Origin of the sequence: Microbispora triticiradicis (assembly GCF_005864065.1) — a bacterium.
Lineage (GTDB): Bacteria > Actinomycetota > Actinomycetes > Streptosporangiales > Streptosporangiaceae > Microbispora > Microbispora triticiradicis.
Window position 1 is genome coordinate 256225 of the sequence record NZ_VANP01000005.1, and the last position, 18328, is coordinate 274552.

Sequence of the window (18328 nt, forward strand, 5' to 3'; positions counted from 1 at the left end):
GGAGGCATCGTGAGCGAGGGCTTGAGCCGCAGGCGGCTGTTCGGCCTCGGCGCGGCGGGAGTCGCCGCCGTCGGGGCGGGCGCGCTCGCCACCCGCTCCCTCGCGGAGCAGCCGGTCGCGTACGCCTCCGCCACCTCCGACGCCGTCCCCTTCTACGGCGCCCACCAGGCCGGCATCACCACACCCGCCCAGGACCGGCTCCACTTCGTGGCCTTCGACGTGATCACGAAGGACCGGGGCGAACTGGTGGAGCTGCTCCAGGAGTGGACGGCGGCCGCGGCCCGGATGACCCAGGGCAGGGACGCCGGCACCTTCGGCGCGGTGGGCGGCGCGCCGGAGGCGCCGCCGGACGACACCGGCGAGGCCCTCGGCCTGCCCGCGTCCGGCCTGACGCTGACCGTCGGCTTCGGCCCCTCGCTGTTCGACGACCGGTTCGGCCTCGCCGACCGCAGGCCCGCGGCGCTGGCCGACCTGCCCGCCTTCCCGGGCGAGGACCTCCAGCCCCAGATCTCGGGCGGGGACATCTGCGTGCAGGCGTGCGCGCACGACCCCCAGGTGGCGGTGCACGCGATCCGCAACCTCGCCCGCATCGGCTTCGGCAAGGTCTCCGTGCGCTACTCGCAGCTCGGCTTCGGCCGCACCTCGTCCACCTCCCGGGCCCAGGCGACGCCGCGCAACCTGATGGGCTTCAAGGACGGCACCAACAACCTCAAGCTGGAGGACACCTCCATGCTGCGCGACCACCTGTGGGCCGCGCCCGGCGACGGACCGGCCTGGATGGACGGCGGCGCCTACCTCGTCACCCGCAAGATCAGGATGCACATCGAGACCTGGGACCGCGCCCCGCTGGCCGAGCAGGAGGCCATCTTCGGCCGGGACAAGGGCAAGGGCGCGCCGCTAACCGGCAAGGACGAGTTCGACGCGCCGGACTTCGCCGCGAAGGGCCCGGACGGGCAGCCGGCGATCGCCGGCGACGCACACGTACGGCTCGCGCACCCCGACGCGCACGGCGGCGCGCGGCTGCTGCGGCGCGGCTACAACTTCGTGGACGGCTCCGACGGCCTCGGACGGCTCGACGCCGGCCTGTTCTTCATCGCCTACCAGCGCGACCCGCGCAAGCAGTTCGTGCCGATCCAGCGCATGCTGTCGCAGAAGGACTCGCTGAACGAGTACATCAAGCACGTCTCCAGCGGCCTGTTCGCCTGCCCGCCCGGGGTGGTCGACGGCGGCGACTACTGGGGCCGCACGCTGTTCACCTGAGCACGTGTCCTTGAAATAGCGCTTTGTCCCTTTTCGAGACAACTGAATTCCGGCCGGAGAGACCCCGATCGCCGCTTCGATGAATTCACCGTGAACATGCGTGGAATTCCTCGGGATCCCTCTTTCCTTCCGCCCGCGAATTTCCCTTTTCTCCCATAATTCGGGTACGGGGAATTCAGAGGCACGGGGCGAAGGAAACCGGGGAATGAAGCGTTGGATCGGGGTCGGGCTGGCGCTGCTGCTGGGTGTGGCCGTCGTCCTCGCCCTCGTGCTCGGCGACGACCGGGGCGGCGGTGACGGACAGGGCGACGGGCGGGGTGACGGGCAGGGAGCGCTCACGACGGTCCGCGGCGTCATCGGCTCGGAGAAGAAACCCTTCTTCGACGACGGCGCGGTCAGGGCGGCGTTCGCCAGGCACGGGCTGCGGGTCGAGGTCGACACCGCCGGTTCCCGCGAGATCGCGTCCACCGTGGACCTGCGTCCGTACGACTTCGCCTTCCCCTCCAGCGTCCCGGCGGCGGAGAAGATCCGGCAGACGCGCAAGATCGCCCGGACGTACTCGCCGTTCTACTCACCGATGGCCGTCGCGACCTTCCAGCCGATCGTGGACGTGCTGGCGAAGGCGGGGGTGGTGCGCGACTCGGGCTCGGGCTACCAGGTCCTCGACCTGCGGCGGTTCCTCGACCTCGTCGCCCGGGGCACCCGCTGGGACGCGCTGCCCGGCAACACCGCCTACCGGGCGCGCAAGCGGGTCCTGCTGACCACCACCGACGTCCGCACGTCGAACTCCGCCGCCATGTACCTCGCGGCGACCAGCTACGTGGCCAACGGCGACGACGTCGTGAGTTCCCGTGAGCAGGTCGCGGCCGCGGCCGCGAAGATCGCGCCGCTCTTCCTCGACCAGGGCTACTCCGAGTCGAGCACCGAGGCGCCCTTCGAGGACTATCTCGCGCTCGGGATCGGCAAGACCCCGATGGTGGTGATCTACGAGGCGCAGTACGCCGCGCGGCTGTTCGCGGGCGGCGGGGCCGTCCGCCCCGACATGCGGCTGATCTACCCCGCGCCGACCGTGCTGAGCAAGCACACGCTCGTGCCGCTCACGGCCCGGGCCGCCGAGGTCGGGCGGCTGCTGCAGGAGGACCCGGAGTTCGCCCGGCTCGCCGCGAGGCACGGCTTCCGCACCGCCGATCCCGGGGTGTTCGCGGACCTGGCGGCCAAGGCGAAGGCGCCGGTCCCCGGAAGCCTGGTCGACGTGGTCGAGCCGCCCGCCTACGACCGTCTGGAGGAGCTCGTCGCGACCATCGAGCGGCGCTATCTGGCCGGTGCGAAGCCGTCGTCCTGACCCCCCTTGTCCAGGAAGACAGTTTCCAGGAAGAGTCCCAGGAAGAGAGGACATCCGTGTCCGAAGATCTCGTGCTGACCCCGCCCGCCCCGGTGGCCGCGGTGCCGGTCGAGAAGGCGGCCACCATGCTGCCGCTCCCCGGCGAGCGCGCCGGCGAGCTCGCCCGGAAGGCGGCCGGCTTCGCCGACGAGCTCGGCACGCTCGACCACCGGTCGCCGGAGTTCACCAGGAAGGTGCACGACATCACCTCGATGGGCGACTCGGAGATCCGCGCCTCGTCCCAGGTGGCAAACCGGATGCTCAGGCGCCCGGTGGCGGCGCTGGCCTCGGCCAAGGGTGAGGGCGCCGACGGTCAGGCGCGGGTCGCCGGGCAGCTCGTGGCGCTGCGCCGGACGATCGTCGACCTCGACCCGAAGCAGGCGACCGCGGGCACCCGGCGGCTGCTGGGCGTCATCCCGTTCGGCGACCGGCTGCGCGACTACTTCGCCAGGTACCGCAGCGCGCAGAAGCACATCGACGACATCATCCGGGCGCTGAAGTCCGGGCAGGACGAGCTGCGCAAGGACAACGCGGCGATCGAGGGCGAGAAGGCGAACCTCTGGGAGTCGATGACGAAGCTCCAGGAGTACGCCGTGCTGGCGGCGGCGCTCGACTCGGCCCTGCAGGAGCGGATCGACCGGATCGAGCTCACCGACCCGGAGAAGGCGAACGCCCTGCGGTCGGACGCGCTCTTCGGGGTGCGCCAGAAGCACCAGGACCTGCTGACCCAGCTCGCCGTGTCGGCCCAGGGCTACCTCGCGCTCGACCTGGTGCGCAAGAACAACCTGGAGCTGATCAAGGGGGTGGAGCGGGCGACCACCACGACGATCGCGGCGCTGCGCACGGCCGTCACCGTGGCCCAGGCCCTGGCCAACCAGAAGCTCGTGCTCGACCAGATCACGGCGCTGAACGCCACCACCTCCGACCTGATCCTCGCCACCAGCGAGATGCTGCGCACCCAGGCCGGGGACATCCAGACCCAGGCCGCCGCCACGACGGTGAGCATGGAGACGCTGAGCAAGGCGTTCGACAACGTCTACTCGACGATGGACATGATCGACGGCTTCCGGGCCAAGGCCGTGGAGAGCATGGCCGTCACCGTCGGCAACCTCACCGTGGAGCTCGACCACGCCCGGGCCTACCTGGAGCGGTCCCGCCGCGCCGACGAGGCCGCGTCATGAGGCGAGCGGTCACGGCCGCCCTGGCCCTGCTGCTGGCCGCCACGGGCGCCTGCTCGGGCGGCGGAGCCGAGTCCCCGCCGGACGACCCCGCCGTACTGCGCGTCCTGGCGGGCAGCGAGATCAAGGACCTGGAGCCGCTGCTCGCCAAGGCGGCCGGAGCGGCGGGCGTGAAGGTGTCGCTCTCCTACACCGGCACCCTGGACGGCGCCGAGCAGGTGGCGAGCGGCGCCGCGGACGGCCGCTACGACGCCGTCTGGTTCTCCTCCAACCGCTACCTGTCCCTGATCGACGGGGCGACCGCGCGCCTGTCCACCCAGACCAAGATCATGGTGTCCCCGGTCGTCCTCGGCCTCACCCGCGCCAAGGCCCGCGAGCTGCACTGGGACACCGGCGAGGTCACCTGGACCGACATCGCCGAAGCCGCCGCCGGACACCGCTTCACCTTCGGCATGACCAACCCTGCGTCGTCCAACTCCGGTTTCTCCGCCCTGGTCGGGGTGGCGGCGGCGCTGTCGGACGCGGGCGAGGCGCTCGACCAGACCCAGATCACGGCCGTCACCCCCAAGCTGACCGGGTTCTTCGCCGCCCAGACCCTCACCGCCGGCTCCTCCGGCTGGCTCGCCGACGCCTTCCGCCGTCGCGCCGACGTGGACGGGCTGATCAACTACGAGTCCGTGCTGCTCGGCCTGCGCTCCGCCGGAGGCGAGCCGCTCACACTGGTCTACCCGGCGGACGGCGTCGTCACCGCGGACTACCCGCTCACGCTGCTCGCGTCCTCGCCGAAGAAGGCGCAGTACGGCAAGCTGGCGGCCTGGCTGCGCACCCCGGTTGCGCAACGAGAGATCATGACGACCACGGCCCGCCGGCCCATCGTGCCCGAGGTGCCGCCCGACGCCAGGTTCGGCACGGCCCCGCTGCTGGAGCTGCCCTTCCCCAACCGGCGCAGCGCCGCCGACGCGCTGATCAGCGCGTACCTGAACAAGGTGCGCCGCCCGTCGCGCACGCTGTTCGTGCTGGACACCTCCGGGTCGATGGAGGGCGACCGCATCGCGGCGCTCAGGGCGGCGCTCGCCACGCTGACCGGCGCGGACACCTCCGTGTCCGGGCGGTTCTCCCGGTTCCGCGACCGGGAGACGGTCACCCTGCTGCCGTTCAACACCGGGACCGGCCCGGGGAGCACGTTCACCGTGCCGGAGGGCGACCCCGCACCGGTCCTGGCCCGGATCCGGGCGTACGGCGACGGCCTGGAGGCCGGGGGCGGCACCGCCATCTACGACGGCCTGCGCGCGGCGTACCAGACGCTCGGGAGCGAGCAGGACGGCGGAAGCTTCACCTCGGTGGTCCTGATGACCGACGGCGAGAACACCGACGGCTCCTCCTACGAGGACTTCGCCGCCTTCCACCGGACGCTGAACACCCACGTCCCCACGTTCGTCGTGCTGTTCGGCGACAGCGACGTCTCCGAGATGCGCCAGGTCTCCGATCTGACCGGCGGCGCGGTGTTCGACGCCCGGCAGGCGTCCCTCGCCTCGGCGTTCAAGGAGATCCGTGGCTACCAGTGACCGCGTCCTCGCCTACCTCGGCTCGCTGCGGAACATCGTCGGCTCCGCGCTCGCGCTGGGCGGTCTCGCGCTGCACTTCCTCGGACTCGCCGGGTCGCTGTGGCCGGTGGTCGTCGCCGGGCTGTACGGCGTGGGCGCCCTGCTCACCCCGCCCGACCGGGTCCGGCTGACGATCTCCCACGCGGAGGTGGAGACGCGCGCGCTGCGGGCCGACCTGGACACCCTCGTGGCGAAGGTGACGACCGCCCGCTTCCCCGAGGACGTGGTGGCGAAGGTCGGCGACCTCGCCGGGATCCTGCGTGAGGTGCTGGCCAGGGCGGAGGCGCTCACCTCCGCCCCCGACCACCTGCACGTCGTCTCGCAGGCCGTCCGCGACTACCTGCCCACCAGCCTGGAGGCGTACGCCAACCTGCCCAGGTCGTACGCGCTGACCCGGCGGGGGTCGCGTGAGCGCAGCGCGCACGAGGAGCTGATGGCCCAGCTCGGCCTGCTGGAGTCGGGGCTGTCGGCCGTCGCGGAGGCCGTCTACCAGGGGGACGAGCAGGCCCTCAGGGACCAGGGCCGGTTCCTGCGGGACCGCTTCGGCGGCTCTTCACTCGACTTGTAGAGCGGGAGGGCCGGCGTCACAGGCGCGACTCGTACACCGCCCTGGCCTTCTCGACGAGGTCGAGATGATCGCGGAGCTGGGCCCTGGTGTGCAGCCGGGCCCGGCTCCTGATCAGCTCGTCGAGCAGGTCGAGCCAGCGCAGGCACCACCGGACGTCCTCCGGGCGGGCCACGTGCCGTCCCCGCACGTCGAGGTGGACCGGGCTCGTGTGGGCGTACGCCCGGCCGCCGGGGGACCGCGGATGGGCGCCGCCGCGGGCGACCGCGACCACGTAGGCCGGCGCGTCCACCGTCAGGGACACGGTGATCTCGGGACCCGGTCCCTCGGCCGTCACACCGTCCGCGGTGCGGATCTCCAGGTGCTCCACCTCCGGCCCGACGGTCCGCGCCCGGACCGTGACCGTCTCGCCGCCGTCCAGGTTGAGCGTCTCCCCCGGGCCCAGGCCGTCCACCGTGAGCTCCAGCCAGGGTCCGGTGGTGGCGAACGTGCGGCCCCGCCGTACGGCCTCGGCGAACGAGTCGGCGCCGAGCGGGCCGTCCACGCGGGCGTAGACGCGTTCCCAGCCCGGCGGGCTGGAGACCGTGTCCTGGCGGGTGAACGACAGCATGGCGTCGGTCCCGGCGAGCGCGGCGAGGCGGTTGCCCGCGCCGAGCAGCCTCCGGTAGACCTCGGCGGTCCCCGGCGTGGCCGACAGGTCGCTGAAGTGCAGCACCTCCATCCCGTCGACCAGGCCGAGCGCGGCGTCCACCACGAGGGCACGGCCGGAGCAGTTCCTGGCGCCGCCCGCGACGACGTCCTCGGGCGAGGAGACCGGGCCGTGGAAGGGGTGGGCGTACCCCAGCACGGCGCGCGGCTCCCGCAGGTCGCCGCAGACCGTCCCGTTGGGCGGCCAGTCGGCGTCCGCGCCGAAGCCGGTGTGGCAGACGGCCGGCGGCGCGGCGATCCCGAACACGTGGACGTGGCCGAAGAGGTCGTTGCGGTACTCCACGCCCATCCGGGCCACGTGCCCGGCGTCCGACCACGGCAGGTCGCGACCGGCCCAGTGCCGCAACGCCTCCAGGTCGTAGACCCGGTCGCCCGCGACGTTCCCGGCGACGAGGTTCAGCACGTGCAGGTCCTCGCCGTGCTGCGCCGCCGCCGCCTCGGCCGGGGCCGCGACCAGGTCACCCGCCCAGTTCAGGTGGACGTGCAGGTCCGCGCCGTACCAGCCCCGGGCGGCGGCGTCGTACAGCCGTTGCGGCGTCAGCCCGACCAGCGTCTCCTCCCCCTCCCTCGGGACCACCGTGGTCTCGGCCACGCCGTACTCCATGCCGCGGGTCACCCTGATCGCGACGGGCTCGGCGGGGACGGCGAGCACGAGGTCGTCGCCGTGGAAGAACGGCACGTCGTCGTTGTCCCGCCGCTCCGGCGCGCCGTCCGGGTACCACCCCTGGCCGTCCCGGGACGTCACGCTCCAGCGGCAGGGGAAGCCCGCGCGCAGGCGCAGCCGCGCGGCCCGGGCCGGCCGGGTGAGCCCGGACAGGTCCACCGCCTCGCCGTCCACGGTCAGCGTGGTCGCGGTCGTGACGTCGAGGAGCCGGGCGCCGCCCGCGGCGATTGCATACGGCACGCCACCGGCCGTCACCTCCACCGGGCCCGGCAGTGCGGAGTCGACCAGCAGGACGACGGGGACGGCCCCCGGTGACAGCAGCGGCCGGGCCGGTCCGTGCTCCAGGCGGCGGCCGTCCGGGGTCAGTCGCAGCACCACCAGGCCCCGGGGGACCTCTCCGTCCAGCGCGTCCCGGAAGGCCGCGTCGAGGTCGGGCCCGTGAGCCATCCGCCCGGCCACCGGGGGAAACCGGAGGAACGGCATCATCCGGACGTATCCCAGCGGCGGCTCACCCCAGGTGATCCCGTGCGCGGCCAGCAACGCGCCGTACTCCCGCAGCGCCCGCTCCACCTGTGGCGGCGTCATCGGGTCGTGGGTCATTCGCACCTCCCCGTAGTCGAAAGCGGCCACATCGTGGCACGGTTTCGGCCGGGGAAAACGTGCAATTGCACGTGCCCGGGCCCGCGGGTAGCGATCTGTCTCACCCGGGGGAAAGGTGATGACCCGAGTGCCCCCAGGATTCCACCGGCGTTCCGTCCCCGCCCCTCCGCCGGCGCACGCGGCGGGTCCCGGCGGCGCCCCGTGCGTCAGGCGGGCGGGGCCCGTGGGTCAGGCGGGCGCGTCAGGCGGGCGGGGCCTCCGCGGCGGTGCCCGCGCCGGGCGCCGGGCTCTTCCCGGCGTCCGGGCCGGCGGCGCCCCCGGTGGTGCCCCCGATGGTGCCCGACGCGTCGGGAGCGGCGGGCAGGAAGGCCGCGAGAATGCGGTCGGCGGCGAGGGCCGGGGTGAGGGTGCCGTCGAGGACCCGCCGCTCGATCTCCGGCGCGAGCGGCGCGACCGTCTCCCGCAGCATGGCCAGCAGGCGGTCGGTGACCAGCGCCCACGTCCACTCGACCTGCTGGCGGCTGCGCCGGCCGGCGAGGTCGGCGCCCTCCTGGTGACGCACCACGTGCGCCCACAGCTCCTCCAGGCCCGCGCCGGTGAGCCCGCTGCAGGTCAGCACCGGTGTGGTCGAACGCAGCAGCCGGAGCGCCCCGGACAGCTCCCGCGCGGCCCTGCGCGCGGCCGTCTCGTGCTCGCCGTCGGCCTTGTTGACCGCGATCACGTCCGCGAGCTCCAGCACGCCCTTCTTGATCCCCTGGAGCTGGTCTCCCGTACGGGCGAGGGTGAGCAGCAGGAACGTGTCGACCATGTCGGCGACCGCGGTCTCCGACTGGCCGACGCCGACGGTCTCGACGAGCACGACGTCGTAGCCGGCCGCCTCCACGACGACGACCGCCTCCCTCGTGGCCTTCGCCACGCCGCCGAGCGTCCCGGCGGTCGGGGACGGCCGGATGAAGGCGTCCGGGTCGGCCGACAGCTTGGCCATCCGGGTCTTGTCCCCCAGGATGCTGCCGCCCGAGCGCCGCGACGAGGGATCGACGGCCAGCACGGCCACCCGGTGCCCCTGACCGGTGAGATAGGTGCCGAGGGCCTCGATGAAGGTCGACTTGCCGACCCCCGGCACCCCCGACACCCCGACCCTGCGGGCCTTCCCGGCGTGCGGGGTGAGCTCGACCAGCAGCCGCTGCGCCAGCTCCCGGTGATCGGCCCTGGTCGACTCCACCAGCGTGATCGCCCGGGCGGTCCACCGCCGGTCGCCCGACAGCACGCCCTCGACGTAGTCCTCGACCACCGGTGCGGTCACTTGTGGCCCAGCCGTGCCGACAGCTCGCCCAGCAGCTCCAGCGCGGCGTCGGCGATCACCGTGCCGGGCAGGAAGATCGACGAGGCGCCCGCGGCCCGGAGCTCCGCCACGTCGCCGGGCGGGATCACCCCGCCGACCACGATCATGATGTCCGCCGCGCCGAGGCCGGCGAGCGCCTCGCGCAGCGCGGGCACCAGCGTCAGGTGCCCGGCCGCGAGCGAGGAGACCCCGACCACGTGGACGTCCGCCTCGACAGCCTGCCGGGCGACCTCCTCGGGCGTCTGGAACAGCGGGCCGACGTCGACGTCGAAGCCGAGGTCGGCGAAGGCGCTCGCGATCACCTTCTGGCCCCGGTCGTGGCCGTCCTGGCCCATCTTCGCGACGAGGATCCGGGGCCTGCGGCCCTCCGCCTTCTCGAACTGCGCGCTCGCCTCGCGGACCTGGTCCGCGGCGCCGCCCACCTCCGCCCGGTACACCCCCGATATCGTACGGATCTGGGCGGCGTGCCGTCCGAAGACCTTCTCCAGCGCGTCGGAGATCTCCCCGACGGTCGCCTTGGCCCTGGCCGCGTTCACCGCCAGCTCCAGCAGGTTCTCCCCGCTCGCCGCGCCCTTGGTCAGCGCCTCCAGCGCCCCGGCGACCGCGTCGGCCGAGCGCTCCTCGCGGAGCCTGCGCAGCTTCTCGATCTGCTGGTCGCGCACCGCCGTGTTGTCGACCTTCAGCACCTCGATCGGCTCGTCGGCCTCGAGGCGGTACTTGTTGACGCCGATCACCGGCTGGCCGCCGGAGTCGATGCGCGCCTGCGTGCGGGCGGCCGCCTCCTCGATGCGCATCTTGGGCAGCCCCTGGTCGATGGCCCTCGCCATGCCGCCGGCCTGCTCGACCTCCTGGATGTGCTTCCACGCCGCCCGGGCCAGCTCACGGGTCAGCCACTCCACGTAGTGGGAGCCGCCCCACGGGTCGATCACCCGGCCGGTGCCCGACTCCTGCTGGAGCAGAAGCTGGGTGTTGCGCGCGATCCGCGCCGAGAAGTCGGTCGGCAGCGCGAGCGCCTCGTCCAGCGCGTTCGTGTGCAGCGACTGGGTGTGCCCCTGGGTGGCCGCCATCGCCTCCACGCAGGTCCGTACGACGTTGTTGAACACGTCCTGCGCGGTCAGCGACCAGCCCGACGTCTGGCTGTGCGTGCGCAGCGACAGCGACTTGGGGTTCTCCGGCCCGAAGCCCTTCACCAGGCGGGCCCACAGCAGCCGGGCGGCGCGGAGCTTGGCCACCTCCATGAAGAAGTTCATGCCGATGCACCAGAAGAACGACAGCCGCGGCGCGAACTCGTCGATGCCGAGCCCGGCCCCGACGCCCGCCCGCAGATACTCCAGGCCGTCGGCCAGCGTGTACGCGAGCTCCAGGTCGCAGGTCGCCCCGGCCTCCTGGATGTGGTAGCCGGAGATCGAGATGGAGTTGAACTTCGGCATGTTCCGGGAGGTGTACTCGAAGATGTCGGAGATGATCCGCATCGACGGGCCCGGCGGGTAGATGTAGGTGTTGCGGACCATGAACTCCTTGAGGATGTCGTTCTGGATGGTCCCCGCCAGCTTGTCGGGCGTGACCCCCTGCTCCTCGGCGGCGACGATGTAGAGCGCCAGGATCGGCAGCACCGCCCCGTTCATGGTCATCGACACGCTCATCCGGTCGAGCGGGATCCCCTCGAACAGCTGCCGCATGTCGTAGATCGAGTCGATCGCCACGCCCGCCATGCCGACGTCGCCCGCGACGCGCGGGTGGTCGGAGTCGTAGCCCCGGTGGGTCGCGAGGTCGAAGGCGACCGACAGGCCCTTCTGCCCGGCGGCGAGGTTGCGCCGGTAGAACGCGTTGGACGCCTCCGCGGTGGAGAACCCGGCGTACTGCCGGATGGTCCACGGCTGCGTGACGTACATCGTGGGATACGGGCCGCGCAGGAACGGCGCGAGACCGGGATAGGTCCGTGGGGCGCCGTCCGCCCCGAGGTCGGCGGCCGTGTAGAACGGCTTCACCGCGATGCCCTCGGGGGTCTCCCACGCCGGCCCGCCGCCGGGGACCTCCGGCGCGGCGGCGCCCGATCCCAGATCTATCTCCGAGAAATCCGGAATCATCGGCTCACTCCCAGGTCGTCGAACGTCGTGCGGAGCACCCCGAGCGCGTCGCATCCCGCGTACACGTTGGCGTCCACCCCTTCATACTCGCCCTTCCCCGCCAGCCACACCTTCCGCGCCCCCGCCTCACGGAGCGCCGCCGCGACCGCCGCCGCGTGCTCGCCGTACAGGCGGTCGCTGGAGCACAGGCAGGCCACGGGGGCGCCGGACTCGCGGAACGCCGCGGCGATCGCGGCCGGGTCGGTGCCCGGCCCGCCGGCGACCGTCGCGATGCCGCCCGCGGCGAACAGGTTGGCCGCGAACGTCGCCCTCGCGGTGTGCGCGGCGATCGGCCCGATGGTGGCGAGGAACACCGTGGGCCGGCTCGGCTGCGCGTCGGCGAGGTCGCGCAGCGCCTCGAACTCCTCGGCGTGGCGCACCAGCGGCAGCCCGTCGCCGGGCGTACGGGCGAGGCCGGGGCCCGGCCTCCGGGTGACCGGTCTCTCCCCCAGGTCGGGGAACTCGCTGACCCCGGTGATCGGGTCCCGCCGGTGGGCGATGTTCACCGCCCGCGCGGCGCGCGTCTCCGCCAGTCGCTCCGGGACCAGCCGCTCCAGCGCCGCGGCCATCCCGCCGGACCGCTCGATCTCCTGGAACCACTCCCAGGCCCGGCGGGCGAGGTCGTCGGTGAGCCGCTCCACGTACCACGAGCCCCCGGCGGGGTCGGCCACCCGGGCCACGCCGGCCTCCTCCACCAGCAGCGCCTGCGTGTTGCGCGCGATGCGCCGGGCGAACGCGTCGGGCAGCCCGAGGCAGGCGTCGAACGGCTGCACGGTCACCGCGTCGGCCCCGCCCGTCCCGGCCGCGAAACAGGCCAGGGTCGTGCGCAGCATGTTCACCCAGGGGTCCCGCACGGTCATCATCGCCGAGGACGTGACGGCGTGCTGAAGCTGGCGCCCCGACCCTCCGGCGACCTCGGCCACCCGCGCCCACATCCGCCGCGCCGCCCGCAGCTTGGCGATCGTGAGGAACTGGTCGGCGGTCGCGGCGTACCGGAACTCGATCTGGCCCAGCGCCTGCTCCACCGGCAGTCCCGCGCCGGTCAGCGCCCGCAGGTAGGCCACGCCGGTCGCGATCGAGCAGCCGAGCTCGTCGGCGTCCGCGCCGCCCGCGTCGTGGTACGGCAGCGCGTCGACGGTGATCGCCCGCAGGCCGGGGTGATCCGTCGCGCAGCGGCGGGCGAGCGATACCGCGTCGTCCAGGACGGCCGGCGCGCCGGTGCGGGCCGCCAGCCCGATCGGGTCGGCGCCGAGGTTCCCGCCGGGCAGCGCCACGTCCCCGGCCAGGCGCAGGAACGCCTCCGCCGCCTCCGCCGTACGGGGCCCGGCGTCGAGGACGACCGGGGCGAGGTCGAGCAGGACGCCGTCCAGCACGGCCGGCAGCGCGGCGGGGTCGATCGAGGTCAGGTCGAGCCAGAGGGAGGTGACGCCGTTCTCCAGGTCGGCGTGGATCGCCTCGCGGGTGACGGCCGGGTCGGGGTCGGCGTGCCGCTGCCGCACGTCCCACAGGCCGGGTCCGCGGACCACGCGCGGCGCGTCGGGCAGGTCGCTCGCGTCGTACAGCGCGGCGATCCGGACACCGTCATAGGAGATGGTCGACAGGGCGTCCTCGGCCGCGTCGTCCGTCCCCTCCCAGCCGGTTTTGCGCAGCACCCCGAGCGCGAGCGCGCGCCACCGTTCCCGCGTTGCCTGCGGAAATCCTGCGGTGGGATCGGCGAGGTCGTCGAGTTCAACAGGCGGCACCGTCATGAACCGGATGCTATGGGGATTCTCGCGTCGGCGGGGCAACTGCCCCCGAGTCTGGGGTCCCCGGGTCCCGAATCTGGGGACGGCGAGCGTCGCCCGGACGCCTCACGGAGGCGTCCCCGGCACCGGCGACGCGGGAGAGAGCCGGTCTCCGTCTGGCGACGGCGCCCGCGGATGTCGTACGCAGGACGCCTAGGATCGGGCGGCATGGCGCTGCGACCTGTCATGGTGAACATCAAGGCCGTCGATCACGCGGCGGTCGGCCGGTTCTGGGCGGAGGCGCTCGGCTGGACCGTTCACAGCGGAGGATCCGGCGTGACCACCTACGCCGCACCCGCCGGCGACCTCGTCTGGCCGCACCCGGTCGCCGTGTGCGTCGACGTCGTCACCGTCCCGGAACCCAAGACGACGGCGAAGAACCGGGTGCACCTCGATCTCGCCACCACCTCGGCGGCCCATCAGGCGGACCTGGTCGCGCGCCTGGTGGATCTCGGTGCGACGCCGGCGGATGTCGGCCAGGGCGACGTGCCGTGGACGGTTCTGGCCGATCCGGAGGGCAACGAGTTCTGCGTGCTGGAGCCCCGGGAGAGGTACCGGGACACCGGCCCGATCGCCGCGGTGGTGGTCGACTGCGCGGACCCGCGGGCTATGGCCCGGTTCTGGGGCGAGGCGATGGACTGGACCCTGCACGAGGTGACCGGCGACCAGGCGACGCTGCGCTCCGCCAAGGGCGTCGGCCCATATCTGGAGTTCCTCCGCACGCCCGGCGTGAAGACCGTGCCGGACCGCGTCCATCTCGACCTGCTGCCGTACCCCGGTGACGACAAAGCGGCGGAGGTGGCCCGGCTGCGGGCCCTCGGCGCCACCGACCTCGACCTCGGCCAGGGCGACGTCCCGTGGACGTGCCTGGCCGACCCGGAGGGCCACGAGTTCTGCGTCCTCGCCCTCTCCTGACGCGGAGCCTGAACGACACTCTCCGGTGCGCGGGCGGGAGGTGCCGCCACGCCCCGCCCGGACCGCGGACGACGGTTACCCGCGTCTCTCGGAGTGGTCGAGGCAGCGGGAAGCGCTCCCGGCGTCAGGAATGGGGGGTCCGGCTTCTGGGCCCGACCTCCGATTGCCTGTGCCTTCTTTCGTACATGGCGGCCTGCAGCCGGGCGACGTCTTCGAGGTCTTTGGGGCGGCGGGGCACCCCGGGAACCCAGACCGGCATCATCCGCTTGATCTCGATCTGCGCGGCGGGACTGATGATCGGGCACCGCAAGCGGCCCAGCCGGCCGGGCTCCGCGTCGAGCATTCCCTCCGGCCAGGGCTCCCCCTTCCACGGGCCGCCTCCGACCACCACCCGGCCGTCTCCGTCCGTCGCCAGAAGAGCGAAGCTCAGTTCCACGTCCCCACGGCCGAAGTCCAGTTGCTGCTCGGGCGGCGGGCCGGGTATCGGTTCGTAACCGCGCCCTGTCAGCTTCGCGGCCAGGCCGGGCGCGTCCTCCGCCCAGGCGAACCAGTCGACGTCCCTGTGGTCGCGGGTGATCTCACCGAGGTAGAAGTCCATCGCCCAGCCGCCGCGTAGCCAGACCTGGACACCGATCTCCCCCGCCAGACCGATCACCTCGTCGATCGCGTGCAGGTGCCGAGCCGCGCGTTCTTCATCCACGTATGGGACGCTACGCCACGATCTTTACGCTTGTGAGCTCCCCGGGCGTACAGGTCAGTCCCGGCCGGATTCGAGGTAACCGGTCAGGTAGGTCAGCGCCGCGGCGGCGTCACCGCCGGGGCCGTGCGGACGGCGCAGGTCGTCGACGAAGGCGGCGATGTCGGCGAGCCGCCACCAGAGAGGATAGAGAGCGAGGCCGGCCGCCGTGACGGCCCGGCCGGTGAGGCGGGTGTAGCGAGCCAGCACGTCGCCGCCGTCGCCGGTCTCGTCCTCGCCGAGCATGCGGGCGAGTGCCGGGGTGAGCATCCACAGGTCCCGCTCCGGAGGAGCGACCAGCACGGTGTCCCAGTCGACGAGTCGCGGACCGGCCGGGGTACGCAGGATGTTGCCGGGGTGCGGTTCGCCGTGTGTGACGACCCACGCCGTTCCAGGGTCGCGCACCTGCTCGACGCGTGAATCGAACTCTGCGAGCGACCTCCGCACCTGCCCGGCATGGGCGGTCAGCAGCGCACGGGCCGGCTCGGCGTACGGCCCGCCGGTCCACTCGCGATCGAGGTCCCGCAGCGCCTCCTCCAGCCCGTCCCGGCCGGGCAGCGCCAGGTCGGACCGGGGCGCGACGTCCGCCACGAGCGGGGTCGCCTCGTGCAACGCGGCCAGCAGGCCGGCCAGCTCGGCGCGGTCCTCGGGCCGGTGCGCGCCGAAGTGCCCGGCGGCGCCCTCCACCATCGGGAACACCGACAGGGCGTACCGCGAGGTCAACCGCCGGACCAGGGCGCCGGTCGCGGCCGGGATCGGCGCGAGCACGAAGTCGAGCCCCGCGTCCCGGCGCAGTGCCAGCGCGACGCCGAACGCCCGCTCGAGGCCGTGGAAGGCGTCATCGCGTCCGGCGTCCACGGCGCCGAGGTCGTCCACCTTGACGAACCACGCCTGCCCACTCCGATCCACCACCGACCAGTGATGGCTGCCCGCGCCCACCGGGAGGTACGCGGCTGAGCGGGGCTCCATGCCCCAGCCCTCGGCCAGCGCGTTCGTGAGCTCGGCCTCCGCCAGGTCGGCCGGTCTGTCCCTCATACGCCGAAAGTGTGGCCGATCCCGGGGCCCGGACGCGGATAATTTCTCGCCTGGCGGCATCGGCGGCCGTGGGCGCGCCGAGGCCGGATCCGGGGTCAGGACTTGGCGGTGAAGGCCGCGTCCCAGGTCTGCTTGCCGACGATCCCGTCGACGTCGAGGTGCTTGTCCTTCTGGAACCGGCGGCACGCCTCCTGGGAGTCCGGCCCGTACGCGCCGTCGACCGTGATGTCGTAGCCGAGTGTCTTCATCCGCGACTGCCAGGCGCGGACGTCGTCACCGTGCATCACCGGGGGATACTTCAGCAGCCGCCCGGGCCACTTCTGGGTGGGCTGCGGTCCGGGCTTGGGATCGGGCAGGCTGGTGCCGCCGGGGCGAGGAGCGCCCTTCTTGACCCAGGCGTACAGGGCGTCGCCGGGGCAGTCGGTGGAGTAGCCGTCGCGGTGGCCCTTGATCTCCTTGCCCGCGCCGCCCTTCGCACGGAGGTACTCCACCGCGTCGAGGATGGCGTGCAGGATCCCGTCGGTGGGCTGGACCAGCCCGGCGTTGCCGACCAGGCCGAGCACGGCGTAGTGGCCGGAGTTCAGGCCGGGGCCGTTGGCGGCGGGCAGGTGGCCCGGCCCGCGGCCGACGAACACCTTCCGGTGCGGGCACGCGACCATCGAATAGCCGATGTCGAGCCAGCCGTTGCCGTCCATGTGGAAGTTCTGGATCGACTTGACCATGGCCACGCACTTGGCGTGGTCGCGGACGATGCCGGGGTCCACGCGTCCGCCGGTGTAGTGGACCTTCACGCCCCGGGTGGAGGCCAGCGAGGAGTACGAGCCCCTGGGCGAGCGCGCCCCCCAGTCGGCGCGGGACACGAGATCGATGGCCACAGTTCTCTCCGTAGAAGCCGTACAACTGGACACCGAGGGTAGCGGGAACTCCTCGGCAACCACTGCCTTTTGCCGATAAGAAACCGCTTAAACGGCAAGCAAACTGAATAGAGTGATAAATCCGTCGACAATCCACGTCGAACGTCGAGATCATGACCGTATGTCCGTTGTCAGGGAGGTCGACTTCACTCCGCCGTCCATGCCCACGCCCCCGCCGCCGTCCGGGCCTTCCGGACCCTCCGGACCGTTGGGGCCGTCCTCCGGACCGCCGGCTCTGCCGATGCGGATCTGGCTCGACGACGCCGACAGCCCGGCCGACGTGATCGACGCCCTCGCGCTGTCGCCGTTCGCCACCGGGGAGCAGCCCTGGTCGCGTACGACCAACCTCAGCCGGGTCCGCGCCGACGCCCCGCTCGCGGCCGAGGGTGGCCGTCTGCTGCGCGTGGCACAGCACACCGACGGGTACGAGACCCGGCTGTTCGCCGGTGAGGGGTGGACGCTGCGGGTGGTCCGCAACCTCAACCGGTCGGCGATGCTCACCGCCACGGCCGTCAGCGAGGAGCTGGCCGGCACGGTCCTGGAGCAGGCGACCAAGGGCGCGGAGGAGGAGCCGCCGGGCGGCGACCACGTGCGGATGGGCTTCTGGTGGAGCTCGGGCCACGGCCCCCGCCGCTCCGCCAAGCCGATCACCACCTCGTCCTGGCAGGACATCAGGCGGAACTACCCGGCGGCGGCCGCCGGTCGCCTCGACGCGCTCATGGCGGTCGACTCCCACGACGTGGCCGGCCGGCTGATCCTCCTGCACGGCCCGCCGGGGACCGGCAAGACGACGCTGCTCCGTACGCTGGCGCGCGAGTGGGCGTCGTGGTGCCAGGTCGACTGCGTGCTCGACCCCGAACTGCTCTTCAACGACCCCGGCTACCTGATGGACGTCGCCGTCGGCTGGGACGGCCCGGACGACGACGACGAGGAGCCGCGCTGGCGGCTGCTCGTCCTGGAGGACTGCGACGAGCTGATCCGCGCCGAGGCCAAGCAGTCGACGGGCCAGGGCCTCTCGCGCCTGCTCAACCTGACCGACGGGCTGCTGGGCCAGGGCCGGGACGTGCTCGTGGCCATCACGACGAACGAGGACCTCAGCCGGCTCCACCCGGCCGTCGTACGGCCCGGCCGGTGCCTCGCCCAGATCGAGGTCGGCCGGTTCGACCGGCCACAGGCGGCGGAGTGGCTGGACGGCGCGGCGGCGACTCCCCCGGACGGCGCCACGCTCGCCGAGCTGTTCGCCCTGCGGGACGGCCGTCCTGCGCCCCTCCCCGAGCCGCCCGCCACCACCGGGCAGTACCTCTGAGCGACAGGTCCCCGGCCCGCCGGGGCCGGGGACCTGCGTCCGCCAGCGAATCGATCACGGACGCCGCTCGGGGTGCCGAGGCCGCTCAGCCGACGTGACAGGCGCGGCCGGGCACGTGACCGCCGGGCACGTGACCGCACCATCGGGACACCCCGCGCGCTCTCACCGGCAGGGAGCGTCTCGGCATACATTTCGATTTCGGCCGCCTCC

14 protein-coding genes are annotated in these 18328 nt (G+C 73.0%); 7 read left to right on the plus strand and 7 right to left on the minus strand.

All coding sequences use genetic code 11. From position 1 onward, the window contains the following. The first annotated feature begins 9 nt into the window (after positions 1-9). The 5 genes from efeB (at position 10) to FED44_RS15315 (ending at position 5991) form a co-directional block, all read left to right on the plus strand. Positions 10-1260, plus strand: coding sequence for an iron uptake transporter deferrochelatase/peroxidase subunit (gene efeB, locus FED44_RS15295; protein WP_244301952.1), 1251 nt, complete (start codon positions 10-12; stop codon positions 1258-1260). Between the two features lie 205 nt (positions 1261-1465). Then, complete coding sequence (locus tag FED44_RS15300; protein ID WP_138461082.1) at positions 1466-2602, plus strand: hypothetical protein; 1137 nt, start codon at positions 1466-1468, stop codon at positions 2600-2602. A gap of 56 nt (positions 2603-2658) precedes the next feature. Next, the gene (locus FED44_RS15305; RefSeq protein ID WP_244301953.1) at positions 2659-3822 is read left to right on the plus strand and encodes a toxic anion resistance protein; all 1164 of its coding nucleotides are present in this window, start codon (positions 2659-2661) and stop codon (positions 3820-3822) included. After that, on the plus strand, positions 3819-5384 hold the full coding sequence (locus tag FED44_RS15310) for a VWA domain-containing protein (protein ID WP_138461083.1): 1566 nt from the start codon (positions 3819-3821) through the stop codon (positions 5382-5384). Before FED44_RS15305 ends, FED44_RS15310 begins: the two co-directional genes overlap by 4 nt. Continuing rightward, positions 5371-5991 (plus strand): hypothetical protein, encoded by a 621-nt coding sequence (locus FED44_RS15315; RefSeq protein WP_111701557.1) that lies wholly within the window; start codon positions 5371-5373, stop codon positions 5989-5991. The genes FED44_RS15310 and FED44_RS15315 overlap by 14 nt, the downstream gene beginning before the upstream one ends. 16 nt (positions 5992-6007) lie before the next feature. On the opposite strand, the gene FED44_RS38085 is transcribed toward FED44_RS15315, so the two are convergent. The 4 genes from FED44_RS38085 to FED44_RS15335 form a co-directional block, all read right to left on the minus strand. After that, positions 6008-7960, minus strand: coding sequence for a CehA/McbA family metallohydrolase (locus FED44_RS38085; RefSeq protein WP_138461084.1), 1953 nt, complete (start codon positions 7958-7960; stop codon positions 6008-6010). 241 nt (positions 7961-8201) lie between these two features. Then, a complete protein-coding gene (gene meaB / locus FED44_RS15325) occupies positions 8202-9263 on the minus strand; it encodes a methylmalonyl Co-A mutase-associated GTPase MeaB (protein WP_138461085.1) in 1062 nt (353 codons plus the stop codon). Beyond that, positions 9260-11389: a methylmalonyl-CoA mutase gene (gene scpA, locus FED44_RS15330; RefSeq protein ID WP_138461086.1), complete on the minus strand. Its 2130-nt coding sequence runs from the start codon at positions 11387-11389 to the stop codon at positions 9260-9262. Before scpA ends, meaB begins: the two co-directional genes overlap by 4 nt. After that, positions 11386-13176 carry a methylmalonyl-CoA mutase family protein gene (locus tag FED44_RS15335; RefSeq protein WP_138461087.1) on the minus strand — a complete coding sequence of 597 codons (1791 nt, stop codon included), beginning with the start codon at positions 13174-13176 and terminating at the stop codon, positions 11386-11388. Before FED44_RS15335 ends, scpA begins: the two co-directional genes overlap by 4 nt. A gap of 204 nt (positions 13177-13380) precedes the next feature. Here FED44_RS15335 and FED44_RS15340 point away from each other — a divergent pair, with 204 nt between their 5' ends. Further along, a complete protein-coding gene (locus tag FED44_RS15340) occupies positions 13381-14127 on the plus strand; it encodes a VOC family protein (protein ID WP_138461088.1) in 747 nt (248 codons plus the stop codon). Positions 14128-14251: 124 nt separating this feature from the next. Here FED44_RS15340 and FED44_RS15345 read toward each other — a convergent pair whose 3' ends face one another. The 3 genes from FED44_RS15345 to FED44_RS15355 form a co-directional block, all read right to left on the minus strand. After that, entirely contained in the window at positions 14252-14827 is a 576-nt protein-coding gene (locus FED44_RS15345) for a nucleotidyltransferase domain-containing protein (protein WP_138461089.1), read from the minus strand. A gap of 54 nt (positions 14828-14881) precedes the next feature. Continuing rightward, positions 14882-15898 (minus strand): phosphotransferase, encoded by a 1017-nt coding sequence (locus tag FED44_RS15350; RefSeq protein WP_208759006.1) that lies wholly within the window; start codon positions 15896-15898, stop codon positions 14882-14884. Positions 15899-15993: 95 nt separating this feature from the next. Next, positions 15994-16773: a peptidoglycan recognition protein family protein gene (locus FED44_RS15355; protein ID WP_111701549.1), complete on the minus strand. Its 780-nt coding sequence runs from the start codon at positions 16771-16773 to the stop codon at positions 15994-15996. Between the two features lie 280 nt (positions 16774-17053). On the opposite strand from FED44_RS15355, the gene FED44_RS15360 reads away from it, so the two are divergent. Further along, positions 17054-18118 carry a DUF5925 domain-containing protein gene (locus FED44_RS15360; RefSeq protein ID WP_111701548.1) on the plus strand — a complete coding sequence of 355 codons (1065 nt, stop codon included), beginning with the start codon at positions 17054-17056 and terminating at the stop codon, positions 18116-18118. Positions 18119-18328 lie beyond the last annotated feature (210 nt).

Coding starts and splice junctions, on each gene's coding strand:
- FED44_RS15335 (WP_138461087.1), bottom strand. CDS start 13,176: ATGACGGTGCCGCCTGTTGAACTCGACGACCTCGCCGATCCCACCGCA.
- FED44_RS15310 (WP_138461083.1), top strand. CDS start 3,819: ATGAGGCGAGCGGTCACGGCCGCCCTGGCCCTGCTGCTGGCCGCCACG.
- FED44_RS38085 (WP_138461084.1), bottom strand. CDS start 7,960: ATGACCCACGACCCGATGACGCCGCCACAGGTGGAGCGGGCGCTGCGG.
- FED44_RS15340 (WP_138461088.1), top strand. CDS start 13,381: ATGGCGCTGCGACCTGTCATGGTGAACATCAAGGCCGTCGATCACGCG.
- FED44_RS15360 (WP_111701548.1), top strand. CDS start 17,054: ATGCGGATCTGGCTCGACGACGCCGACAGCCCGGCCGACGTGATCGAC.
- FED44_RS15300 (WP_138461082.1), top strand. CDS start 1,466: ATGAAGCGTTGGATCGGGGTCGGGCTGGCGCTGCTGCTGGGTGTGGCC.
- FED44_RS15350 (WP_208759006.1), bottom strand. CDS start 15,898: ATGAGGGACAGACCGGCCGACCTGGCGGAGGCCGAGCTCACGAACGCG.
- scpA (WP_138461086.1), bottom strand. CDS start 11,389: ATGATTCCGGATTTCTCGGAGATAGATCTGGGATCGGGCGCCGCCGCG.